The following is a 19,212-nucleotide window of genomic DNA, read 5'->3' on the forward strand; positions in this document are numbered from 1 at the left end:
GTTAAGAGATTGTTATCATAAAAGGACGGCATTTTTTTGCAACCATTTCTTCACTTCCAAGCGACAATTTTCTAACCACGTTTTTTTATTTGGTCTTTTTTCCGGCTGTTTGCAATAATCCGCGAACAACGGGAAAGGCAATTCGCCTGCCGATTTCATTAAACGCCGAATGGACGGCAAGGCAGAAGATAACGGCAGGAAAAAATCGGCAAAATCGGTTAATAATTGCCAATCTGAGCTATCCAGCGTCCAATCTATTTCTGTTCGAGCAAACTGTGTCGCCAACGGATGTAAAGAAAGAGGCAAATTGCGTTGAAACTGTTTTTCCGCCCGTTGCACGAATACTCGCCCTTTCTCACTCAAGGGACACAACCCCACCACCGAATAACAGCCGCTGCTGGCTTCTTTGCTTTCGCTAAAATGCACCAAAACAAAACCGCACTTTTGCCAGAATGCGAGCAGTTCCGGCGTGTAACCAAAACTGACGGAAAGAAAATCCACTGCGCCCTGTTGTTTTATCTGTTGTTGTTTCACCTGCGCAATTAAACGTTGTCCAAGCCCCTGTTGTTGCCAGTTGGGTTGCACGGTGATACGGGAAATGCGCAGAGAGCGCAATTCACACGCCTCTTCCCACCCGGCTTGGAAACACAGCATTTGCGCCACTAAATTGCCACGCGGGCGACGTTCTCCACGTCGAATTTGGCGAATTAACGTGTTGTCCGCCAACCCGCCTTCCGGCACCGCCCATACGCAACCAAGCAAGGAATCCTGTACTTGCGCGAGGTAAAATTGCTGCTGTGGTGCATCCAATAAACGGCGTAAATCCAAAGGCGAGGTTCGATAATGCGCCAAGGTCAGTAAGCCGTAAACAGATTCAATTTGATCATGAGGAATTCGTTCACAATGAGAAATTTGGATCTGCTCCGCAAGCACAGAATCATAAGGCGGTTGTGGCAGACGATCTTCGCAATCGCACAGCAACAGGTCGTCAATAAACGCTTCCAGTTTGTCATCTGCCTGCCAACGTAACGGCGTAAACAGTTCCAAATGACGCAAAGTGCGGTCGGTTTTCGCCATGAATTTTAATAAGAAGCCTCTGCCCGTGCCTTCGTAGCTGTGAATGGTGGTCGTCAACACAACACGTTTAAAAGCCTTAGTTAGACGAAATAAGATGTCTAGCGGAATCATCGCTGCTTCGTCCACAAACAACCAATGATCGGCAAATTGCTGTGGCGTTTCGCTGAGGTTTTGACTGAGTTCATCTGGCGGCATAAAGATGATTTCCGCCCCGGCAAATTCATTGAAAATATTGACCGCACTTTTATTCGGTGCAGTGAGAATCACCGGCTGGTTTTGTGCCACTTGCTGTTTGGCAAAGAGCCCCGCCAACGCCGATTTTCCGCGCCCACGTTTTGCCGTGATGATCAGGATCTCCTCATCGGCTTCCGCCATTTGTTGCAATAAACGGGCTTGTTCTAAGGTTGGCTGACAATGTGTTGAACGATCTTTTTGAGGCGTCGGCAAGGCAAGCGTTAACGGCGTATTTTGATAAATAGGAAAACCGTATTTTGCGATTTTTTCCCGTAAAAAGGCGATAAAGTGCGGTGTGTTTATGGCATGTTTTTCGCCCGACCAACGCAGGCTGTCGCTGTCGGGTTGATTAGCTAAATGCGACCAATAATTTAACAAAAATAATAGCAGGCCGCCGTCCTGCAACGTACCTGCCGCAATGGCGAGGGCATCCAAGTGAATGCCTTGTCGTGCGTCGTAAATGATGGCAGGCAATTCACTGCCGAGCAGATTTTTCGTTTTATTAAAAGGGAAATAGGATGGGGTGGCAAAGTGCGGCGAAACATCGCCAATCCAGACCGCACTTTTAAGTAAAAGGTTGTGATTTAATTGGTAGGCAAGAAAATCATCCTCGCCCACTAAAATGAGGAGTTCTCGGCTCATTTCTCGCTCAAATACGGATCTGCAAAGCCCAGCCCCGTCATGATTTGGGCTTCCAGGCTTTCCATTTCTTCCGCTTCATCATCTTCAATGTGATCATAACCAAGCAAATGCAAACTGCCGTGCACCACCATGTGCGCCCAATGCGCCATGACGGGTTTGTCTTGTTCCTGCGCTTCACGCTCTACCACTTGGCGGCAAATCACCAAATCGCCGAGTAACGGCAGTTCCACTTCATCAGGGCATTCAAAAGGGAAAGACAACACATTGGTCGGGCGATCTTTGCCGCGATAATTCAGATTTAATTCATGGCTTTCCGCTTCATCCACAATGCGCACCGTCATTTCCACTTCGTCACTCTGCGGTTGTACCGCGGCTGTCGCCCATTGTTCGATTTGTTCTGCGGTTGGCAAGCCGCTTTCTTGTTCACAAGCAATTTGTAAATCAATGATCATCTTACCCATGTTGCTCTCCTAAATTCATTGTCATTTCTGGCCGCACTTTTTCTTCTCTCTCAGTTTATTCTTCGCGCTCGGCTTTTTCTTGGCGCTCCGTTTTTTCTTCACGTTCTGCTTTACGTTGCTCCGCCAATTCGCGGCGACGGATTTCTTCCTGCGCATCCCAAGCGTCATACGCTTGCACCACTTTCGCCACCACCGGATGGCGCACAATGTCTTTGCTGTCGAAGTAATTAAAACTTAATTCTTCCACGCCGGACAACACTTCAATGGCATGTCGCAAACCGGATTTTTGTGAACGAGGCAAGTCGATTTGCGTAATGTCGCCGGTAATCACCGCTTTCGAATTAAAGCCAATACGGGTCAAAAACATTTTCATTTGTTCCACGGTGGTATTTTGACTTTCGTCCAAAATAATAAAACTGTCGTTTAAAGTTCGGCCGCGCATATATGCCAACGGCGCAATCTCAATGACATTGCGCTCCATGAGTTTTTGCACGCGCTCAAAACCTAGCATTTCAAACAATGCATCATAGAGCGGTCGCAAATACGGCTCGATTTTTTGCCCTAAATCACCCGGTAAGAAACCCAGTTTTTCACCGGCTTCCACCGCAGGGCGGGTCAATAATATGCGACGAATTTCCTGCCGTTCTAAGGCTTCTACCGCGGCGGCGACCGCTAAAAAGGTTTTTCCCGTCCCGGCAGGCCCAACACCGAAACTGATGTCATAACGCAAAATATTGTGCAAATACTGAATTTGATTTGGCCCGCGCGGTTTAATTAAGCCTCGTTTGGTTTTAATCGTTGTGCTGTACACCTTGCTTTCGGAACGGGTTGGTTCGGCATCTTGTTCTAAAATACGGCTTTCCACCAACGCGATGTGCACATCTTCCAAATCTAACTCTTTTATCTGCCCACGGACCGGCGCGGTTTGCGCATATAAATCGCGAATTAAATCCACCGCACTTTGCAGAATATGCTGAACATGCGCCGATGGATTTTCCTCTTGCGGTTGTAATGTAAAAGTAAAACCTCGGCGGGCAATGGAAAGATTGAAATATTTTTCGACTAAAGAAAGGTGTTCGTCCCCTGCGCCACACAACGAACGCAAACGCTCGTTATCCTGCGGTTCCAACGTGAAGGTTTGAGTAACTTGTTCGGTCAAAATTCAGCCTCAATAAATGCACAAAAAGTGAGGTACAATATAGCATAAATTGCATTGAAACGTGTGTCTTTTGCCATAACCGAAAGTATCAAATGTGGCAAAAAACGGTTGTAAAACTAACCGCACTTCAAGCAAACAAAAAGGCGAATCCTCAGATTCGCCTTTTACGCTATAGGGCTATGATTTCAGCTCCGGGAAGAGCATGTTCAGTACGTTTTGTGTCACCCGACGGGATTGTCCTGCGTACGGGAAGATGTGCATCATCATCATTGGATTAAAGTTGGCTTCAATGACGCCCCAAGATTGCAGGTGCGGCTCAGCCGGTTTTGTTAAATCGGGAATAATTAAATCCACACCACACACCGCAGCGCCCATGGCTTTGGTGATACCAACCGCCAAGGCTTTGTAGCTTGGATGCATTTGGTCGGTCATATCAATGGAATCGCCACCGGTACTGATGTTGGAATTGGCACGTAACTGCACCAGCTGATCTTTCGTCGGCACGCTGTCCACGGTTAAGCCCTGCTCTTTTAACTGTAACTGTTCGATGTCGCCTAACGCAATTTTCTTCAATGGCGTACGGCTGCCATCGCCACGCAACGGATGATCATTTTTCTGTGCCACTAATTCCGCCACCGTATGCACGCCGTCGCCAATCACATTCGCCGGCACGCGTAACAACACAGCAAGCGTTTCATCACCTAGTACGAAGAAACGGTATTCCGTACCGGTGAGGTAATCTTCTACCATCACTTCTTTGTCTTCACGGAAAGCAATTTCAATGGCTTTGGCAAAATCTTCACGATCATGCACGCCCTGTTGGAAAATGCTGATACCCAAACCGTAATTGGTGGATTTCGGTTTAATCACCACGGCGCGCCCTGCAAATAAAGCGTAATTGTCCACGGCTTGTTCTACGCTGGTAAATTCCACACTTTGCGGCACATTAAAGCCAGCTTTCGCCAAGACTTTTTTGGTCACCACTTTATTTTCCATAATGAGCGGTGAAATGTAGCTGTCATGGGAAGTCATGTTGCCGTTTTTGACATATTCCAAGTGGTCGCCGAATTGCAGGCTTAAAAACTGATCGCGCTCGTCTAAAATCTCCATTTTTAAGCCTTTTTGAATGGCATCAAACATCAGCGCTTGGGTGGAAAGCTCCATGTTGTCGAAAGCTGACAACGCATAAAAACGTTCAAAGGCTTGTTTTTTGTAACGAATCGCCAGTTCTGCGCCCAGTTTTTGATAACCGCCATGTGCTTCGATGGCATTGACTAAGCGCGCACCAAGCGTTTGGCTTGGATCAGCAAACTGTGCCAGTTTCTCTTTGACGATCTCGCCCATCTCTGCGTCGGCGTGAATTTCCGCCAACATCGTCAATAATTGCTGTAAAACACGCTCCCCTTCCGCTTGGAAAGCCGTTGCCGAGAGCGGATTTTCCCATGCCACTTGGGCTAATTTTTCTTTACCTAATTCCACCGCACTTGCTAAGGATTCTTCATCTAGCCACGCCATCAACAAAATAAAATAATGCACAAATTTGGCATCATTTAAGGCGATACCATAAGCCTCAAACGGGTTTAAGTCGAACAGGCGGAATTCCAAATATTGAATGCCGTTTTGTAGCAATTCACGCGCCTGTTTCGCGCCACGCAAACGCACGTTGGAATAAAATTCTTTTTCGGCAATAAGCTGTCCGCTACTCACCGCATGTTCCAAGGTTGTCACATAATCGTTCAAGCTGTCATAAGACACTTTCACACTTGGGTCATTCACATAACCATATTGGCCAGAACGTAAACTACGGACATATTGCCCCGCTTTCAATGGCGTACCGTGGCGAAAATAATTGGCGTCAACCGTTGGCGTGGCCGCTAATAAATAGACGAGGATCCATTGATAACGCAAGAAATTTCGGGCAATTTTCAAATATAAATCGTTCTGAAAATCCACCGCACTTTGGTAGTCATTTTGTCGTGCAAACAGCTGTTGAATGAACGCCGGCTCAAGCTGGAAGTTGTAGTGAATACCACTCACCATTTGCTTGCTTTTACCGTAAGATTTCACTAAATGCTCGCGGTACGCCACATCGACCGGATTATCCAGTTGTGCCACTTTAATTTGATCCTCCGGTGGCAAGCCGGCCGGCATACTCAACGGAAAGACATATTCATCTTCCGGTAAAGAGCGTAACACCACTTCGTGAATGGCAGATAACCAACGCAACGTATCTTCAATTTTTTTATTAGGTGGGGTGATTAACTCAAGCTGACTTTCCGCAAAATCCGTTTGGATATAAGGATGATAAGAACGATTACCAAAGCATTTTGGGTGCTCCGTCACCACAACCGCCCCGTCCGCATGCACGCGTTGGCTTTCTTTTTCAATGCCAAATGACCCTTGCTGGAACAACAACTCCAAGTGATTTTCTTTTATAACCTGCTGAATATTCATAAAATTTCCTTTATTTGCGTAACGCCCAATTCTCTCGAGCCTTACTGCATCAATACCTTTTCAAAAATCGCCACATTATTAAAATTAATCCCCTTAAATGCAAATAAAAAAATCGCATCCCCCATAAGGAATGGTTATAACTTAATGTATTGAAACGAAAATACTTCATTTTAGGAAATAAAGGTTCTAAAATTTCCACCCTTAGAAAAGCACATGAAAAACACCTGAGGCACATAAAATGAGTCAATTCAAAAAACACAATCTCATCAATAATGACATCACTTTTGCGTTGTTATTATTGATTTTTTCCTTTCTTTCCCACATTGCTTTGGGCATTTTGGATAATTATCGGACTAATCTGGTGAGCATTTTTGCATTAGGTTTGCTGCTTTTCACCTTACGGAAACACAGCAAGATCTTATTTTTAATTGGCTTTCTTTTTATTTTCGCCCTCTCTCTCGGCTATCTTCCTTCCGGCTTATTATATGGTCCGGTGTCGATTGGGGTAATTGCCTCGGTTTATGAAACCAATTTCAGTGAAACTATCGGTTTTTTTAAAGCGATTCCGCTCTCTATTTATATTTTTACCTTTTTCTATCTTCTTTTATTTATCGTTATCTTATTGATTCAACGACATAAAACCTCAAATAAATCTCAGAAGAAAATCTATGCTACCGTTTACCTTGCTCTTCTCGCCTTTTCACTTTATAAGCCCATTGCAAAAGAAGTAAAAAATACGGATCCCGAGAAAGAATTCAAGCTCTCCGAATTTTTTAAAGCCTCAAAATTTTATCCGGTGAGTTTTCTTTCCAACGCTATCAAAGTGAATAACACCTATTTAACGCAACGGGCATTATTAAATGATGCCTTGACCAAAACACCGGAGTGGCAAATCCTTTCCGTGGAGCCAAAATATCAAAACTATGTCTTAGTGATCGGCGAAAGTATGCGACGGGATTACACCTCTTTATACGGCTACCCACAAAAAACCACGCCGTTTTTAGAACAAGTGAACGGCTTAATTTTCAATTTATATGTGGCTGCTGGCCCAAATACGCAACCGTCTTTACAGCGCACGCTGTATCGTTCCATTAATAACAATGAAGAAACGGTTTACACCGATAACATTATTTCACTCGCCAAACTTGCCCATTACAAAACTTATTGGTTGTCTAACCAAGGCAAAGTGGGCGAATGGGACACCATGGCATCACGTATCGGCATTCAAGCAGATGAATCGTTCTTTACCAAAAAAGGCGGGTATGATTCGGACAATATCTCGGACACGGCATTATTGGAGCCATTAAAACAACTTTTGGCGAAAGATAAAGATCAAACCAAATTAATCGTTTTACATTTAATTGGTTCGCACGCGACCTTTTGCGCCCATTTAAATGGCGAAGAACCGAAATTCCATTTAATTAGCCGAGAAATGTCTTGTTATTTAGATACGTTAAAACAAACGGACAGTTTATTGTCTGAAGTGAATCAAATTCTAAAAGACCAAGGACAAAGCTATTCCGTCATTTATTTCTCAGATCATGGCTTGGCGCATTTAGGCGCAGGAAAAAATCTGTCTATGCTAAATAACAAAGAATACAAACAAAGTTACGAAGTGCCGTTTATTCGTTTTTCCAGTGACGATACCAAAAGAACCCTCGTTAAAAACCCGCAAAGCGCCTTTAATTTTATTCACGGTTTTGCCCAATGGTTAGGCATTAAAGAAAGTCATTTAAGCCAAGAAGATTTTTTCAACCCGAAACCGCAAACAATCAAAGTCTTTAACTGGCGAGCCTTGGTGGACTATCAGTCGTTAAAAGAGGATCCGGCAAAACAAGAACCGTAATAACAGGTTCCAACGCCTAAAAGTGCGGTCATTTTTTCAAACGAATGACCGCATTTTTATTTTTGCCAGAATAGTCATTCAGCAAACCCAATTTTTCAGGTAAAATAGCCGCCGTTTTTTATGAAAGAATTTTGTTCTTGCGGCGCCATTGGCTCGTCCAATATCAAAAAACTCCGTTTTTTCTGACCGCACTTTTCACCCTATCCTGACTAAATTGAGGAACATATGAGTGTAATTCCTATGGTCGTTGACCAAACTTCCCGTGGCGAACGCGCCTATGACATTTATTCTCGCTTACTGAAAGATCGCGTGATTTTCCTAAGCGGTGAAGTGGAAGACAACATGGCCAATCTGATTGTGGCACAATTGCTTTTCCTAGAATCAGAAGATCCCGATAAAGACATCAATTTATATATCAATTCACCGGGCGGTTCCGTGACTGCCGGTATGGCAATTTACGACACCATGCAATTCATCAAGCCCGATGTGCGCACCTTGTGCGTTGGACAAGCCTGTTCCATGGGTGCCTTTTTATTAGCCGGTGGCGCACCGGGCAAACGTGGTGCCTTGCCACATGCTCGCGTGATGATCCACCAACCCTTAGGCGGTTTCCGCGGACAAGCATCGGATATTCAAATTCATGCGCAAGAAATCTTGAAAATCAAAGGTACGTTAAACGAACGCCTGGCATTCCACACCGGACAACCCATTGAAACCATCGAGAAAGACACTGATCGCGACAACTTTATGTCTGCAGAAGAAGCCAAAAACTACGGCTTAATCGATGAAGTGTTTACCAAACGTTAAGAGATAAACATGGCAAAAGATAAAGAATTACATTGTTCTTTCTGTGGCAAAGAACAAGACGAAGTCAATAAACTCATCGCTGGCACCTCCGGTTACATTTGTAATGAATGTATCGAATTGTGTCACGATATGTTGCTCAATGAAGAGCATGGCGAAGAAGCCGAAAGCGAAGAGGCAGAAGCGCAAAAAGAACAGGAATTACCCACACCGCACAAAATCCGCGCCCATTTAGACGATTATGTTATCGGCCAAGATTACGCGAAAAAAGTGTTGGCAGTGGCGGTGTATAACCACTACAAACGCCTGCGTACCAAACATCAAACCAATGATGTGGAATTAGGTAAAAGTAACATTTTGCTTATCGGCCCGACCGGTAGCGGTAAAACCCTGTTGGCAGAGACCATGGCGCGTATGTTAAACGTGCCTTTCGCCATGGCGGATGCCACCACCTTGACGGAAGCCGGTTACGTGGGCGAAGACGTAGAAAACGTGTTACAAAAATTACTACAAAACTGTGATTACGACATCGAACGTGCGGAACAAGGCATTATTTATATAGATGAAATCGACAAAATCACCCGCAAATCGGAGAATCCATCCATCACCCGCGATGTTTCCGGCGAGGGCGTACAACAAGCCTTGTTAAAACTCATTGAAGGCACGGTTGCGTCCATTCCACCACAAGGCGGGCGCAAGCACCCACAACAGGAAATGTTGCGTATCGATACCTCCAAAATTCTGTTTATTTGCGGCGGTGCTTTTGCCGGCTTAGATAAAGTCATTGAAAAACGCACCAGCGTTGCCACTGCGATTGGTTTCGGCGCCGAAATCAAGAGCGAAAAAGACAAAGCTACATTAACGGATTTGTTCAAACAGGTAGAACCGGACGATTTAATGAAATACGGCTTAATCCCGGAATTTATCGGACGTCTGCCAGTGGTTGCGCCGTTAAGCGAATTAGATGAAGAAGCCCTCGTGCGCATTCTGACCGAACCGAAAAACGCCTTGTGTAAACAATATCAAGCGTTATTTGGGTTAGAAGACGTGGAACTGGAATTTACCAAAGACGCCTTAATCGCCATGGCGAAAAAAGCCCTCGCCCGTAAAACCGGTGCCCGCGGCTTACGCTCCATCATCGAAGGCGTCTTGCTCGACACCATGTACGACTTACCTTCTTTAGAAGGGTTAGAAAAAGTGGTGGTCAACGAAAGCGTCATCAACGACAACCAATCTCCAGAATTGATTTATTCCAACAAATAAAAAAAAGTGCGGTTAATTTTAACCGCACTTTTCTTTGCCACGACTATTCAATTTTTACTTTCTTTAAGCGTAACGCATTGCTTAACACAGAAATCGAACTCATCGCCATCGCCGCCCCGGCAACCACCGGGCTGAGCAACCCCAAGGCGGCTAGCGGAATGCCTAACACATTATAAATAAACGCAAAAAACAAATTTTGTTTAATGTTTTTCAAGGTCGCGCGGGAAATCAATAAAGCATCCACCAACTGATTGACCGAATGCTGCATTAGGGTTGCCGACGCACTGTGTTGCGCCACATCCGCGCCATCGTGCATGGCGAAACTCACATTCGCCGCAGCCAATGCCGGCGCGTCATTCACCCCATCCCCCACCATGGCGACCACGTTGCCATTTTCTTGTAGAAGTTTAACCGCACTTGCTTTATCGCGTGGCGACATATTGCCCTGCGCATGTTGAATCCCAAGCTGATCGGCAATGTATTGCACCACGTTCGGATTATCGCCACTCATGATATACACATCGATATTATGCGCCTGCAAACGCTGAATTGCCTTTTGACTGTCCGCCTTTAAGGCGTCTGCTAAGGCAAATGCGGCGATAGGTTGGTCATTTACAGCGACCGCCACAATGCTGGCGATCTGCCACACCGGATCAAGATTGGTTGGTAACGTCAAACCGCAATAGGCAGGTTTCCCCACTTTCACTGTGCCGATATGTTCAATCTCCCCTTGAATCCCCTGCCCCACATCTACCTGAATATGTTGTACCGCAGGCAACGCCACATTTTTTGCCATCGCGGCTTGCACAAGGGCTTTTGCCAACGGATGCGTCGCGTTCTGTTCAATAGCGGCCGCCAACGCATAAATTTCATCTTCAGAATAGACCGCACCTTGCGCCTGCCAAAAAGCAACCACTTGCGGTTTGCCTTCTGTGAGCGTGCCGGTTTTATCCAACACCACCGCGTTCACATGGGCGGATTCTTCCATGGCGGCGGCATCTTTAAACCAAATGCCCTGTTTCACGGCTTTGCCCATGCCCACCATGATCGCCGCAGGCGTTGCTAAGCCCAAGGCACAAGGGCAGGCAATCACCAATACCGCAACCCCATGAATCAACGCCGTGACAACATCTTGTTGAAGCCACCAAGTAAGTAAAAACGTCAGCAAGGAAATGCCTATTACCGTTGGCACAAACACTGCCGCCACTTTGTCGGCAAAACGGGCAATGGGTGCTTTGCTACCTTGCGCTTCAGAAAGGGCATTCATCATATCGCCGAGCAACGTTTGGCTACCAAGCTGTTGCGAGCGATAAACCAAACTGCCGTCCGTCACCATCGCCCCTGCCAACACTTGGCTTCCCAATTTCTTCATTTCCGGCACGGATTCACCGGTTAAATGGCTTTCATCACACCAACCCGCCCCCTCTTCCACCACGCCATCGGCGGCAATGCGTTCGCCTTGGTTGGCGCGTAACCGTTCGCCCACTTGGATTTGATTTAACGGCACGGTTTGCCATTCGCCGTAGCGTTGCACGTGCACTTGTTTTGGTGTCAGCTGCAATAATAAACCTAGGCTATTTAGGCTGTGCTTTTTGGTACGATCTTCTAAGAATTTTCCCAAACTCACAAACCCCAACACCATGACGGAGGCTTCAAAATAAATATTCGCCGAGCCGTGTGCATGGCTCATATGCGGCAGATAAAACAGCATAAAGACGGAATAAAAATAAATGGTGAGCGTGCCAAGACTGACCAATACATCCATATTCGCCAAACCGCCTTTAATACTGCCCCAAGCACTTTTGTAGAAGGGAATCGCCAAGCCGAATTGCACAATCGTGGCTAATGCCATTTGCCACATCGGCGGTAACATCCAATCATGTCGCCCCAGCATCATGCCGAACATACCGATTAAAAACGGCACGTTAATTAGCCACAATAAAATCAACCGCCACGAAATGTTTCGCTCTTGCGGCAATTCTGCCTGTTCTTGCTTTAATTGTGCCGTGAAACCGGTCTTTTGAATAATTTGGATCAGCTGTTCAACGGAAGTTTGCTTTTCATCAAAAGTGATCTGCGCTTCTTCACTGGCGAAATTCACGCCCGCCTGCTGCACAAAATCCTTTTTATTCAATACCTTTTCAATCCGACTGGCGCACGACTGGCACGTCATACCCCCAATTTGAATGGAGACTTTTTGCATAACATCCTCTTTATTATGTCCTTTCACAGAAAAGTGCGGTGGGTTTTGGAAATATTTTTTATCATCGATCTTAAAGACGGCTAGCGCAAGCGTCCACGCTTGTGCTTATTCATAGCGCACGTCAGAAGACTTAGAGCGCGCGCGTCTCCCGACGCGTGCTTACAACAAAGCAATAATCAAAAGACGGTATCAGGAGACGCCGCCATCAATTAAATACGCAATAAACAAAACTTACACCACTTCCGCATCAAACCCGGCATATTCCACGGCTTCCACCAACGCGGCAGGCTGCACTTTATTTGCATCAAAACTCACGACCGCTTGCGCTTTTTCCAAACTGACGTCTGCTTGCGCCACACCGTCCAATTCGCTCAATACGCGAGTCACGCTTTTCACACAACCACCACAGGTCATGCCATCAATTTTTAAGGTTACGTTTTGCATCATTTGCTCCTTTGTTAAGTTAAACCTTGCCGATTTTTGTCGGTGAGATTACTATAAACCTTAACGTTAGGTTAAGGTCAAACACTTTTTATGAATATCAGTCAAGCAGCCAAACTCACCGGCTTATCTGCTAAACAAATCCGCGATTATGAAAAACGCGGCTTACTCAAAGCCGGCACACGCACCCTTTCAGGTTATCGCTACTATGAAGAAAACGATCTTGCCCGTTTACGCTTTATCCGCCACTCACGAGACGTGGGCTTTTCCCTGCAACAAATCGCTCAATTACTTGAATTACAAGATAACCCGCATCGCAACAGCCGTGAAGTGAAACAACTTACGGCAAAACATATCGAAACCCTCAATGCACAAATTCATGCACTACAAAAAATGGTGGCTGAACTTCAACTCTGGCATGACAACTGCCAAGGCAACGACTGCCCGGAATGTTCGATTTTGACGGGACTCAGTGAATAGACATGTGAAAAAAGTGCGGTGAAAATTTAAAATATTTTCGCATCAGAAATACACTTCAAAAAGTTCGCAGATTAATCTTCCTGATGATTTACTAAGGTTTCAATTTGCACGATTTCCGCCACATCTACTGTACCCGCTTTAATCCGCCATTTCACATTCAAGTCATACAACGAAATGCCGTAAAGGCGGTCAGTAGTTTTACCTTGTTGATAGGCGGGGCGGGGATCTTGTTGGATCACCTCAGTAATAAAACGTTGTAAGTGCGGTCGATTTTTGCTGTGTTTTTTGACCGCACTTTCCGCTTCTGCAGTAAATTCTACGTGCAGCAACGGTTTCGGTTCGCTTTGGGCAAAGCCGGAAATCGCGTCAGGTTCACTGTCAGCGTAGGCCAGATAAGGTTTGATGTCGAAAATAGGCGTGCCGTCCACTAAATCCACGGCGCCGAGATGTAACAACACCTTGCCGTTTTTACATTCTACTTGGCGCAATTCCACTTTGGATAAACCAATGGGATTTGGGCGATGTGTCGAGCGCGAGGCAAACACGCCAACCCGTTGATTGCCACCTAAACGGGGTGGGCGCACGGTAGGATGCCATTTGCCTTGCGGAATTTGATCAAATTGAAAAATTAGCCAAAGGTGGCTGAATTGTTCTAAACCGCGGACGCTTTCCGCTTGGTTATAGGGCGGCAACAATTCGACAATACCCGTGCCATCCTGCACCAAATTAGGTTGACGCGGTACGGAAAACTTTTCTTTGTAAGGCGTGTAAATCACAGCCACGGGCTGCAATGTGAGAGAATCGGACATATTTTCCTTAAAACAGTTAAAATCTGCAAAATAACCTTGTAGAATGACGCCTATTTTAGCTAAAAGTGCGGTAAAAAATCGCCTTATTTTTCGTTATTCGAGTAGCCATTATGACAAAAAATACAATAAAAATGTGGATTGAAACAGCGCGTCCCAAAACCCTACCGTTAGCCTTGGCAACCATTTTAACCGGTTCAGCGCTCGCCTATTGGGCAGGCAGCTTCCATTGGGGAATCACGGTGTTATGTTTACTCACCACGTTATTTCTGCAAATTCTTTCCAACTTCGCCAATGATTACGGTGATCACCAAAAAGGCTCCGACACGGCAGAACGTATCGGGCCATTACGCGGCATTCAACAAGGCGCGATTTCTGCGGCACAACTGAAAAAAGGGCTTTATGTGATGATCGCCTTGAGTTTCCTTTGTGGTGCTCTCTTAATCGGTATTGCTTACCAAAATGTCAGTGATTTAATTGCGTTTTCCATGCTCGGCGTCTTGGCCATTGTGGCAGCTATCACCTATACCGTGGGCAGCAAGCCTTACGGCTATTTGGGCTTAGGCGATATTTCCGTATTAATTTTCTTTGGGTTATTGGGCATCGGCGGCACCTATTATCTGCAAGTACATGATATCTCTGCCATTATTTTGCTTCCTGCCATTGCCAGCGGTTTACTTGCGACAGCGGTTTTAAATATCAATAACTTGCGTGATATTGAACAAGATCGCAAAGCAGGCAAAAACACCCTTGCCGTACGCTTAGGGCCACATAATGGGCGGATTTATCATTGCTTGCTGCTTTCTATCGCCGCCTTGTTTTATCTTTTGTTTGCCCTCATGAATTTGCGTAATCCGGTGAGTTTCGCCTTTTTACTCACTTATCCGCTCTTGTTCAAACATGCCCGTTTTGTTTTCTCTCATAAAGAGCCGGTGGCTTTACGCCCGATGCTGGCGCAAATGTCGCTGATTGCGTTACTTATCAATGGGCTATTTAGTTTTGGCTTGCTTCTAGGCTGAAACGGACTATACTAGCTCGCAGTATTCATCTTAAAAAAATAGGGTCTTTTATGTACATTGATACTTCTGAACTTTGCGATATTTATCTCGATCAAGTCGATGTTGTCGAACCTGTTTTCTCAAGTTTCGGCGGGCTAAGTTCTTTTTATGGCAAAGTCACCACCGTAAAATGTTTTGAAAATAACGGGTTAATAGCTGAAATTTTAGAAGAAAACGGTCAAGGACGCGTATTAGTCGTTGATGGCGGCGGCGCAGTACGCCGTGCATTAATTGATGCGGAACTCGCACAATTAGCCGCAGATAATCACTGGGAAGGCATCATCCTTTATGGTGCGGTTCGTCAAATTCAACAACTGGAAAATATCGACATCGGCATTCATGCGTTAGCCCCAATTCCGGTAGGCGCAGATGAAAACAACCACGGCGAAACCGATATTCCGGTCAACTTTGGTGGCGTAACTTTCTTCCCGGAAGACTTTGTGTATGCAGATCTCACCGGCATTATTCTGTCACAAGAAGCCTTAGACCTCGCAGATTTCGAGCAAGACTAATTCTAGCTGCGTCATTATTCTTCTAAAAGTGCGGTGAAAATATAGAAAATTTTCACCGCACTTTTTTTGCGCGATGTCACAAATCCATAAAAAACTAATTGCTTTTTGTTAACAAAGTGTTAGTTTCCTTAGCATATTGCCTATTTTTGGTAATATGTTGATCTTTGATTTTATTGACAGGAATTAAAATTATGAAAGACACAACTCAAAATCAAAGTAAGAATTATAGGAGTGCAATTATCTTTATCTTTGCCGTCGTTCTATTTTTTGTCTTACTCAATACACTACCTTTTGATAAAAACGCCAATAGTGGGTTGGCATTATTAGCTTTAGTGGCCATTTTATGGTTAACAGAAGCCTTACACGTCACCATCACAGCATTAATTGTTCCACTTCTCGCTATTTTCTTGGGATTAGTGAAAACAAGTACTGCGCTAGCTACCTTTGCCGATCCGAATATCTTCTTATTCTTTGGTGGCTTTGCTTTAGCGACAGCACTTCATATTCAACAGTTAGATAAAATGATCGCCAACAAAATTATGGCTTTGGCAAAAGGCAATTTATTTGTCGCGATCATGTATTTATTCTCCGTTACCGCATTTTTGTCCATGTGGGTAAGTAACACAGCGACAGCGGCCATGATGCTCCCCCTTGCCATGGGCGTACTAAGCCGGCTAGATCGTAATTCAGAACATAATACCTATGTGTTTGTGCTTTTAGGAATTGCGTATAGCGCCAGTATCGGTGGTATGGGAACCTTAGTGGGAAGCCCGCCAAACAACATCGTTGCAACGCAATTGCACCTCACCTTCGCTGATTGGTTATGGTATGGCTTGCCTATCATGATTATTTTAATGCCAATCATGATCGGAACACTTTATATTGTCTTCAAACCAAAACTCAATATTCGTTTTGACCAACAATTTGAAGCCATTCCAATGAATAAACAACGTTGGATTACCTTAGCGATTTTCGTCTTTATTGCATTGAGCTGGGTTTTCAGTAGCCAAATCAACCCGATTCTTGCAGGCGCATTAGGATTAGAGGGGAAAATTGCCAGTTTCGATAGCGTTATTGCTTTATCTGCCGCGGTTATCCTTTGTGTTGCTGGCGTAACAAACTGGAAGCAAATTCAAGACAACACCGATTGGGGCGTATTAATGCTCTTCGGTGGCGGCTTAACCTTAAGTGCGGTATTAAAAAATTCCGGTGCAAGCAAAATTTTGGCTGACGGCATCGTATTCCTGATTGAAGGTGGTCACTTCTATCTCATCGGTTTATTGGTTTCTGCGTTCATTATTTTCTTAACGGAATTCACCTCCAACACTGCCAGTGCGGCATTGTTAGTGCCGATTTTCATTTCTATCGCACAATCTCTTGGTATGCCGGAAATCGGTTTAGCCTTAATCATCGGTTTAGGTGCTTCCTGTGCCTTCATGTTGCCGGTGGCAACACCACCGAATGCCATTGTGTTCGGTACCGGCGAAGTGAAACAAAGTGAAATGGTAAGAGCCGGTATTCTGTTGAATATCGTGTGTATCTTTGTTATCGCGACCTTCGGTTACTTCTTCTGGCTAAATTAATTCACCCATAAAAAACAGCCCCTTAATAAATCGCTTATTAAGGGGCTGAATTATTTCACATCAGGTTAATCTTCCAACACAATTTCCTTCAAATACTGGAAAATTTCACGGTAAGCTTTTGCCGGTTTATTTTGTTCTTTTTCCTTACTCGCGGTACGAATCAAATTTCGCAGATGTTGTCGGTCAGCATGTGGATAATCCGTTAGAAAATCCGTTAATGCATCATCGCCTTTTGCCACTAACGCATCACGTAATAACTCCAATTTATGCAACATTGCTTGTTGTTTCTGATGTTTGTTTTCCAATTTTTCCAACGCAGCCTGAATGGGCTCAACATCCATCCCGCGCAATAATTTACCGATATATTGCAGTTGGCGGCGACGTGCTTCTTTTTGCAGACGTTGCGCTAAATTTACCGCTTCCAATAAAGCGTCTTCCAAAGGAATTTTATCTAATTTTGCCTTTGTCAGCTCAACCAGTTTTTCACCCAGTTTTTTTAATGCTTCCGCATCCCGTTTAATTTCACTTTTGCTGACCCAAATAATTTCTTCTTGCTCTTCGTCCTGCCAGTCAAAATCTTCTTTTTTACGTTTTGCCATCTTCTTTTCCATCGTTCTACTTAAAAGTGCGGTGCATTTTAGCACAGAATCCGTGGTTCGCCTTAAAAAGAAAAATACGCTAAAATTGGCGAAATTTCATTATTGAGAAAAGCACAATGCCACAAAAAACACTTGAAAATGCCACCGCACTTTTGCGTCAACAAGAACAACAACTGCGCGATGCGGTCAGCCTTGCCATTGAAATTGCCCAAAAAGCAGGTGCAACCGCCGAAGTGGGGGTGACCAAATCTAGCGGACTCTCCGTCTCCACCCGTTTACAGGAAATTGAAAACGTTGAATTTAACAACGATGGCGCACTAGGTATTTCCGTCTATGTAGGACAGCAAAAAGGCAATGCTTCCACCTCCGATTTAACACCGGAAGCCATTAAAAACACCGTAGAGGCGGCTCTTGCTATTGCCAAATACACTTCACCAGATGATTGTGCAGGCTTAGCCGATAAAGAATTGATGGCATTTGATGCGCCGGATTTGGATTTGTATCACGCTGCTGAAATTGATGTTGATAAAGCGGTGCAACTTGCTTTGGATACCGAAAAAGCCGCATTAGAACACGATGAACGCATCGTGAACAGTGAGGGCGCGTCTTTCAATGCCCATACCGGTGTGCGTGTTTATGGCAACAGCCACGGCATGTTGCAAAGTTATTTATCTAGCCGCTACTCGCTTTCCTGCTCCGTCATTGCCGAACATCAAGAGCAGTTAGAACGGGATTATGAATACACGGTAGCACGCAATATCAATCAATTAGCGCCACCTCATTGGGTCGGTGAAAATGCAGCGCAAAAAGCGATTGCTCGCTTACAACCCCAAAAACTTGCCACACAAGAAGCGCCCGTCATTTTCTTAAACGATGTCGCAACGGGCTTAATCAGCCATTTAGCAGCCGCCATCAGCGGTGGCAGCTTATACCGCAAAGCTAGTTTTTTGTTGGATCACTTAGGGAAACAAGTATTGCCTGACTGGTTTGAGATTGCCGAAAGACCGCATCTGATCGGTCAATTAGCGTCGACCCCATTTGATAGTGAAGGGGTTAGAACGCAGGACATGGAGATTATTCGCAGCGGGATTTTACAAACTTATTTGCTTACCAGTTACAGCGGACGCAAGCTCGACATGCAAAGCACAGGACACGCTGGCGGCATTCACAATTGGCTGATCAAACCAAATTCATCAGGAAAACTAACCGCACTTTTACGCCAAATGAATCGCGGTTTACTCGTAACAGAAGTGATGGGGCAAGGTGTGAATTTGGTTACTGGTGATTATTCACGAGGTGCAGCCGGTTTTTGGGTGGAAAACGGTGAAATTCAATATCCGGTTGCAGAAATCACCATCGCAGGACAATTACCGGACATATTACGTAATATTGTTGCCGTGGCCGATGATATTGAACATCGCTCCAATATCCAGACGGGTTCCATTTTATTAGAAAAAATGAAAATTTCCGGAAATTAAAATAAATGAGAATAATTCTTATTGACAATAATAAAAACTCTGCTAACATAAGCCGCATCTGTTAAGTATTGCAATGAAGATGAATGGTTGTTATTGGAAGTCTGCATAGCAC

At 44.9% G+C, this 19,212-nt stretch carries 16 protein-coding genes; 8 read left to right on the forward strand and 8 right to left on the reverse strand.

Going from position 1 to position 19,212, the window contains the following annotated elements; genetic code table 11:
- Positions 1-15: 15 nt before the first annotated feature.
- The 4 genes from DQN58_RS09640 to gshAB all read right to left on the reverse strand — a co-directional run bounded on the left by DQN58_RS09640 (position 16) and on the right by gshAB (position 6,027).
- Positions 16-1,953 (reverse strand): tRNA(Met) cytidine acetyltransferase TmcA, encoded by a 1,938-nt coding sequence (locus DQN58_RS09640; RefSeq protein WP_006719097.1) that lies wholly within the window; start codon positions 1,951-1,953, stop codon positions 16-18.
- Positions 1,950-2,414, reverse strand: a complete 465-nt coding sequence (ybeY, locus tag DQN58_RS09645; protein ID WP_006719099.1) for an rRNA maturation RNase YbeY — start codon at positions 2,412-2,414, stop codon at positions 1,950-1,952. The genes DQN58_RS09640 and ybeY overlap by 4 nt, the downstream gene beginning before the upstream one ends.
- Positions 2,415-2,469: 55 nt before the next feature.
- Entirely contained in the window at positions 2,470-3,573 is a 1,104-nt protein-coding gene (locus tag DQN58_RS09650; protein ID WP_006719101.1) for a PhoH family protein, read from the reverse strand.
- Between the two features lie 177 nt (positions 3,574-3,750).
- Positions 3,751-6,027 carry a bifunctional glutamate--cysteine ligase GshA/glutathione synthetase GshB gene (gene gshAB / locus DQN58_RS09655; protein ID WP_006719106.1) on the reverse strand — a complete coding sequence of 759 codons (2,277 nt, stop codon included), beginning with the start codon at positions 6,025-6,027 and terminating at the stop codon, positions 3,751-3,753.
- A 238-nt stretch (positions 6,028-6,265) separates the two neighbouring features.
- On the opposite strand from gshAB, the gene DQN58_RS09660 reads away from it, so the two are divergent.
- The 3 genes from DQN58_RS09660 (at position 6,266) to clpX (ending at position 9,940) form a co-directional block, all read left to right on the forward strand.
- A complete protein-coding gene (locus tag DQN58_RS09660) occupies positions 6,266-7,873 on the forward strand; it encodes a phosphoethanolamine transferase (protein WP_006719107.1) in 1,608 nt (535 codons plus the stop codon).
- A gap of 225 nt (positions 7,874-8,098) precedes the next feature.
- Entirely contained in the window at positions 8,099-8,680 is a 582-nt protein-coding gene (gene clpP, locus DQN58_RS09665; protein ID WP_006719109.1) for an ATP-dependent Clp endopeptidase proteolytic subunit ClpP, read from the forward strand.
- A gap of 9 nt (positions 8,681-8,689) precedes the next feature.
- Positions 8,690-9,940 carry an ATP-dependent protease ATP-binding subunit ClpX gene (gene clpX / locus DQN58_RS09670; protein WP_006719110.1) on the forward strand — a complete coding sequence of 417 codons (1,251 nt, stop codon included), beginning with the start codon at positions 8,690-8,692 and terminating at the stop codon, positions 9,938-9,940.
- A gap of 43 nt (positions 9,941-9,983) precedes the next feature.
- On the opposite strand, the gene DQN58_RS09675 is transcribed toward clpX, so the two are convergent.
- Both DQN58_RS09675 and DQN58_RS09680 read right to left on the reverse strand, forming a co-directional pair.
- Positions 9,984-12,143: a heavy metal translocating P-type ATPase gene (locus DQN58_RS09675; RefSeq protein ID WP_032997954.1), complete on the reverse strand. Its 2,160-nt coding sequence runs from the start codon at positions 12,141-12,143 to the stop codon at positions 9,984-9,986.
- Between the two features lie 231 nt (positions 12,144-12,374).
- Complete coding sequence (locus tag DQN58_RS09680; protein ID WP_032997956.1) at positions 12,375-12,587, reverse strand: heavy-metal-associated domain-containing protein; 213 nt, start codon at positions 12,585-12,587, stop codon at positions 12,375-12,377.
- Between the two features lie 90 nt (positions 12,588-12,677).
- Between DQN58_RS09680 and DQN58_RS09685 the strand changes: the two genes are divergently transcribed.
- Complete coding sequence (locus DQN58_RS09685; RefSeq protein ID WP_006719116.1) at positions 12,678-13,064, forward strand: MerR family transcriptional regulator; 387 nt, start codon at positions 12,678-12,680, stop codon at positions 13,062-13,064.
- Between the two features lie 71 nt (positions 13,065-13,135).
- On the opposite strand, the gene tsaA is transcribed toward DQN58_RS09685, so the two are convergent.
- A complete protein-coding gene (gene tsaA / locus DQN58_RS09690; protein ID WP_006719117.1) occupies positions 13,136-13,873 on the reverse strand; it encodes a tRNA (N6-threonylcarbamoyladenosine(37)-N6)-methyltransferase TrmO in 738 nt (245 codons plus the stop codon).
- Between the two features lie 110 nt (positions 13,874-13,983).
- Between tsaA and DQN58_RS09695 the strand changes: the two genes are divergently transcribed.
- From DQN58_RS09695 to DQN58_RS09705, 3 genes are all read left to right on the forward strand, one after another.
- A complete protein-coding gene (locus DQN58_RS09695; protein WP_006719119.1) occupies positions 13,984-14,889 on the forward strand; it encodes a 1,4-dihydroxy-2-naphthoate polyprenyltransferase in 906 nt (301 codons plus the stop codon).
- 50 nt (positions 14,890-14,939) lie between these two features.
- Complete coding sequence (gene rraA / locus DQN58_RS09700) at positions 14,940-15,440, forward strand: ribonuclease E activity regulator RraA (RefSeq protein ID WP_006719122.1); 501 nt, start codon at positions 14,940-14,942, stop codon at positions 15,438-15,440.
- Between the two features lie 191 nt (positions 15,441-15,631).
- Positions 15,632-17,023 carry a DASS family sodium-coupled anion symporter gene (locus DQN58_RS09705; protein ID WP_006719124.1) on the forward strand — a complete coding sequence of 464 codons (1,392 nt, stop codon included), beginning with the start codon at positions 15,632-15,634 and terminating at the stop codon, positions 17,021-17,023.
- A 65-nt stretch (positions 17,024-17,088) separates the two neighbouring features.
- Here the strand turns inward: DQN58_RS09705 and yjgA are convergent, their stop codons facing one another.
- Positions 17,089-17,622 carry a ribosome biogenesis factor YjgA gene (gene yjgA, locus DQN58_RS09710; protein WP_032997958.1) on the reverse strand — a complete coding sequence of 178 codons (534 nt, stop codon included), beginning with the start codon at positions 17,620-17,622 and terminating at the stop codon, positions 17,089-17,091.
- A 116-nt stretch (positions 17,623-17,738) separates the two neighbouring features.
- Here yjgA and pmbA point away from each other — a divergent pair, with 116 nt between their 5' ends.
- Entirely contained in the window at positions 17,739-19,100 is a 1,362-nt protein-coding gene (gene pmbA, locus DQN58_RS09715; protein ID WP_006719126.1) for a metalloprotease PmbA, read from the forward strand.
- Positions 19,101-19,212: the final 112 nt, after the last annotated feature.

It is taken from the genome of Aggregatibacter segnis ATCC 33393 (genome assembly GCF_900476035.1).
In the GTDB taxonomy this organism is placed as follows: Bacteria; Pseudomonadota; Gammaproteobacteria; order Enterobacterales; family Pasteurellaceae; genus Aggregatibacter; species Aggregatibacter segnis.

Bases quoted from the DNA above. Each gene is read 5' to 3' on its own strand.
- DQN58_RS09640 (WP_006719097.1), bottom strand. From the start codon at position 1,953: ATGAGCCGAGAACTCCTCATTTTAGTGGGCGAGGATGATTTTCTTGCC.
- ybeY (WP_006719099.1), bottom strand. From the start codon at position 2,414: ATGGGTAAGATGATCATTGATTTACAAATTGCTTGTGAACAAGAAAGC.
- gshAB (WP_006719106.1), bottom strand. From the start codon at position 6,027: ATGAATATTCAGCAGGTTATAAAAGAAAATCACTTGGAGTTGTTGTTC.
- DQN58_RS09660 (WP_006719107.1), top strand. From the start codon at position 6,266: ATGAGTCAATTCAAAAAACACAATCTCATCAATAATGACATCACTTTT.
- clpP (WP_006719109.1), top strand. From the start codon at position 8,099: ATGAGTGTAATTCCTATGGTCGTTGACCAAACTTCCCGTGGCGAACGC.
- clpX (WP_006719110.1), top strand. From the start codon at position 8,690: ATGGCAAAAGATAAAGAATTACATTGTTCTTTCTGTGGCAAAGAACAA.
- DQN58_RS09675 (WP_032997954.1), bottom strand. From the start codon at position 12,143: ATGCAAAAAGTCTCCATTCAAATTGGGGGTATGACGTGCCAGTCGTGC.
- DQN58_RS09680 (WP_032997956.1), bottom strand. From the start codon at position 12,587: ATGCAAAACGTAACCTTAAAAATTGATGGCATGACCTGTGGTGGTTGT.
- DQN58_RS09685 (WP_006719116.1), top strand. From the start codon at position 12,678: ATGAATATCAGTCAAGCAGCCAAACTCACCGGCTTATCTGCTAAACAA.
- tsaA (WP_006719117.1), bottom strand. From the start codon at position 13,873: ATGTCCGATTCTCTCACATTGCAGCCCGTGGCTGTGATTTACACGCCT.
- DQN58_RS09695 (WP_006719119.1), top strand. From the start codon at position 13,984: ATGACAAAAAATACAATAAAAATGTGGATTGAAACAGCGCGTCCCAAA.
- rraA (WP_006719122.1), top strand. From the start codon at position 14,940: ATGTACATTGATACTTCTGAACTTTGCGATATTTATCTCGATCAAGTC.
- DQN58_RS09705 (WP_006719124.1), top strand. From the start codon at position 15,632: ATGAAAGACACAACTCAAAATCAAAGTAAGAATTATAGGAGTGCAATT.
- yjgA (WP_032997958.1), bottom strand. From the start codon at position 17,622: ATGGCAAAACGTAAAAAAGAAGATTTTGACTGGCAGGACGAAGAGCAA.
- pmbA (WP_006719126.1), top strand. From the start codon at position 17,739: ATGCCACAAAAAACACTTGAAAATGCCACCGCACTTTTGCGTCAACAA.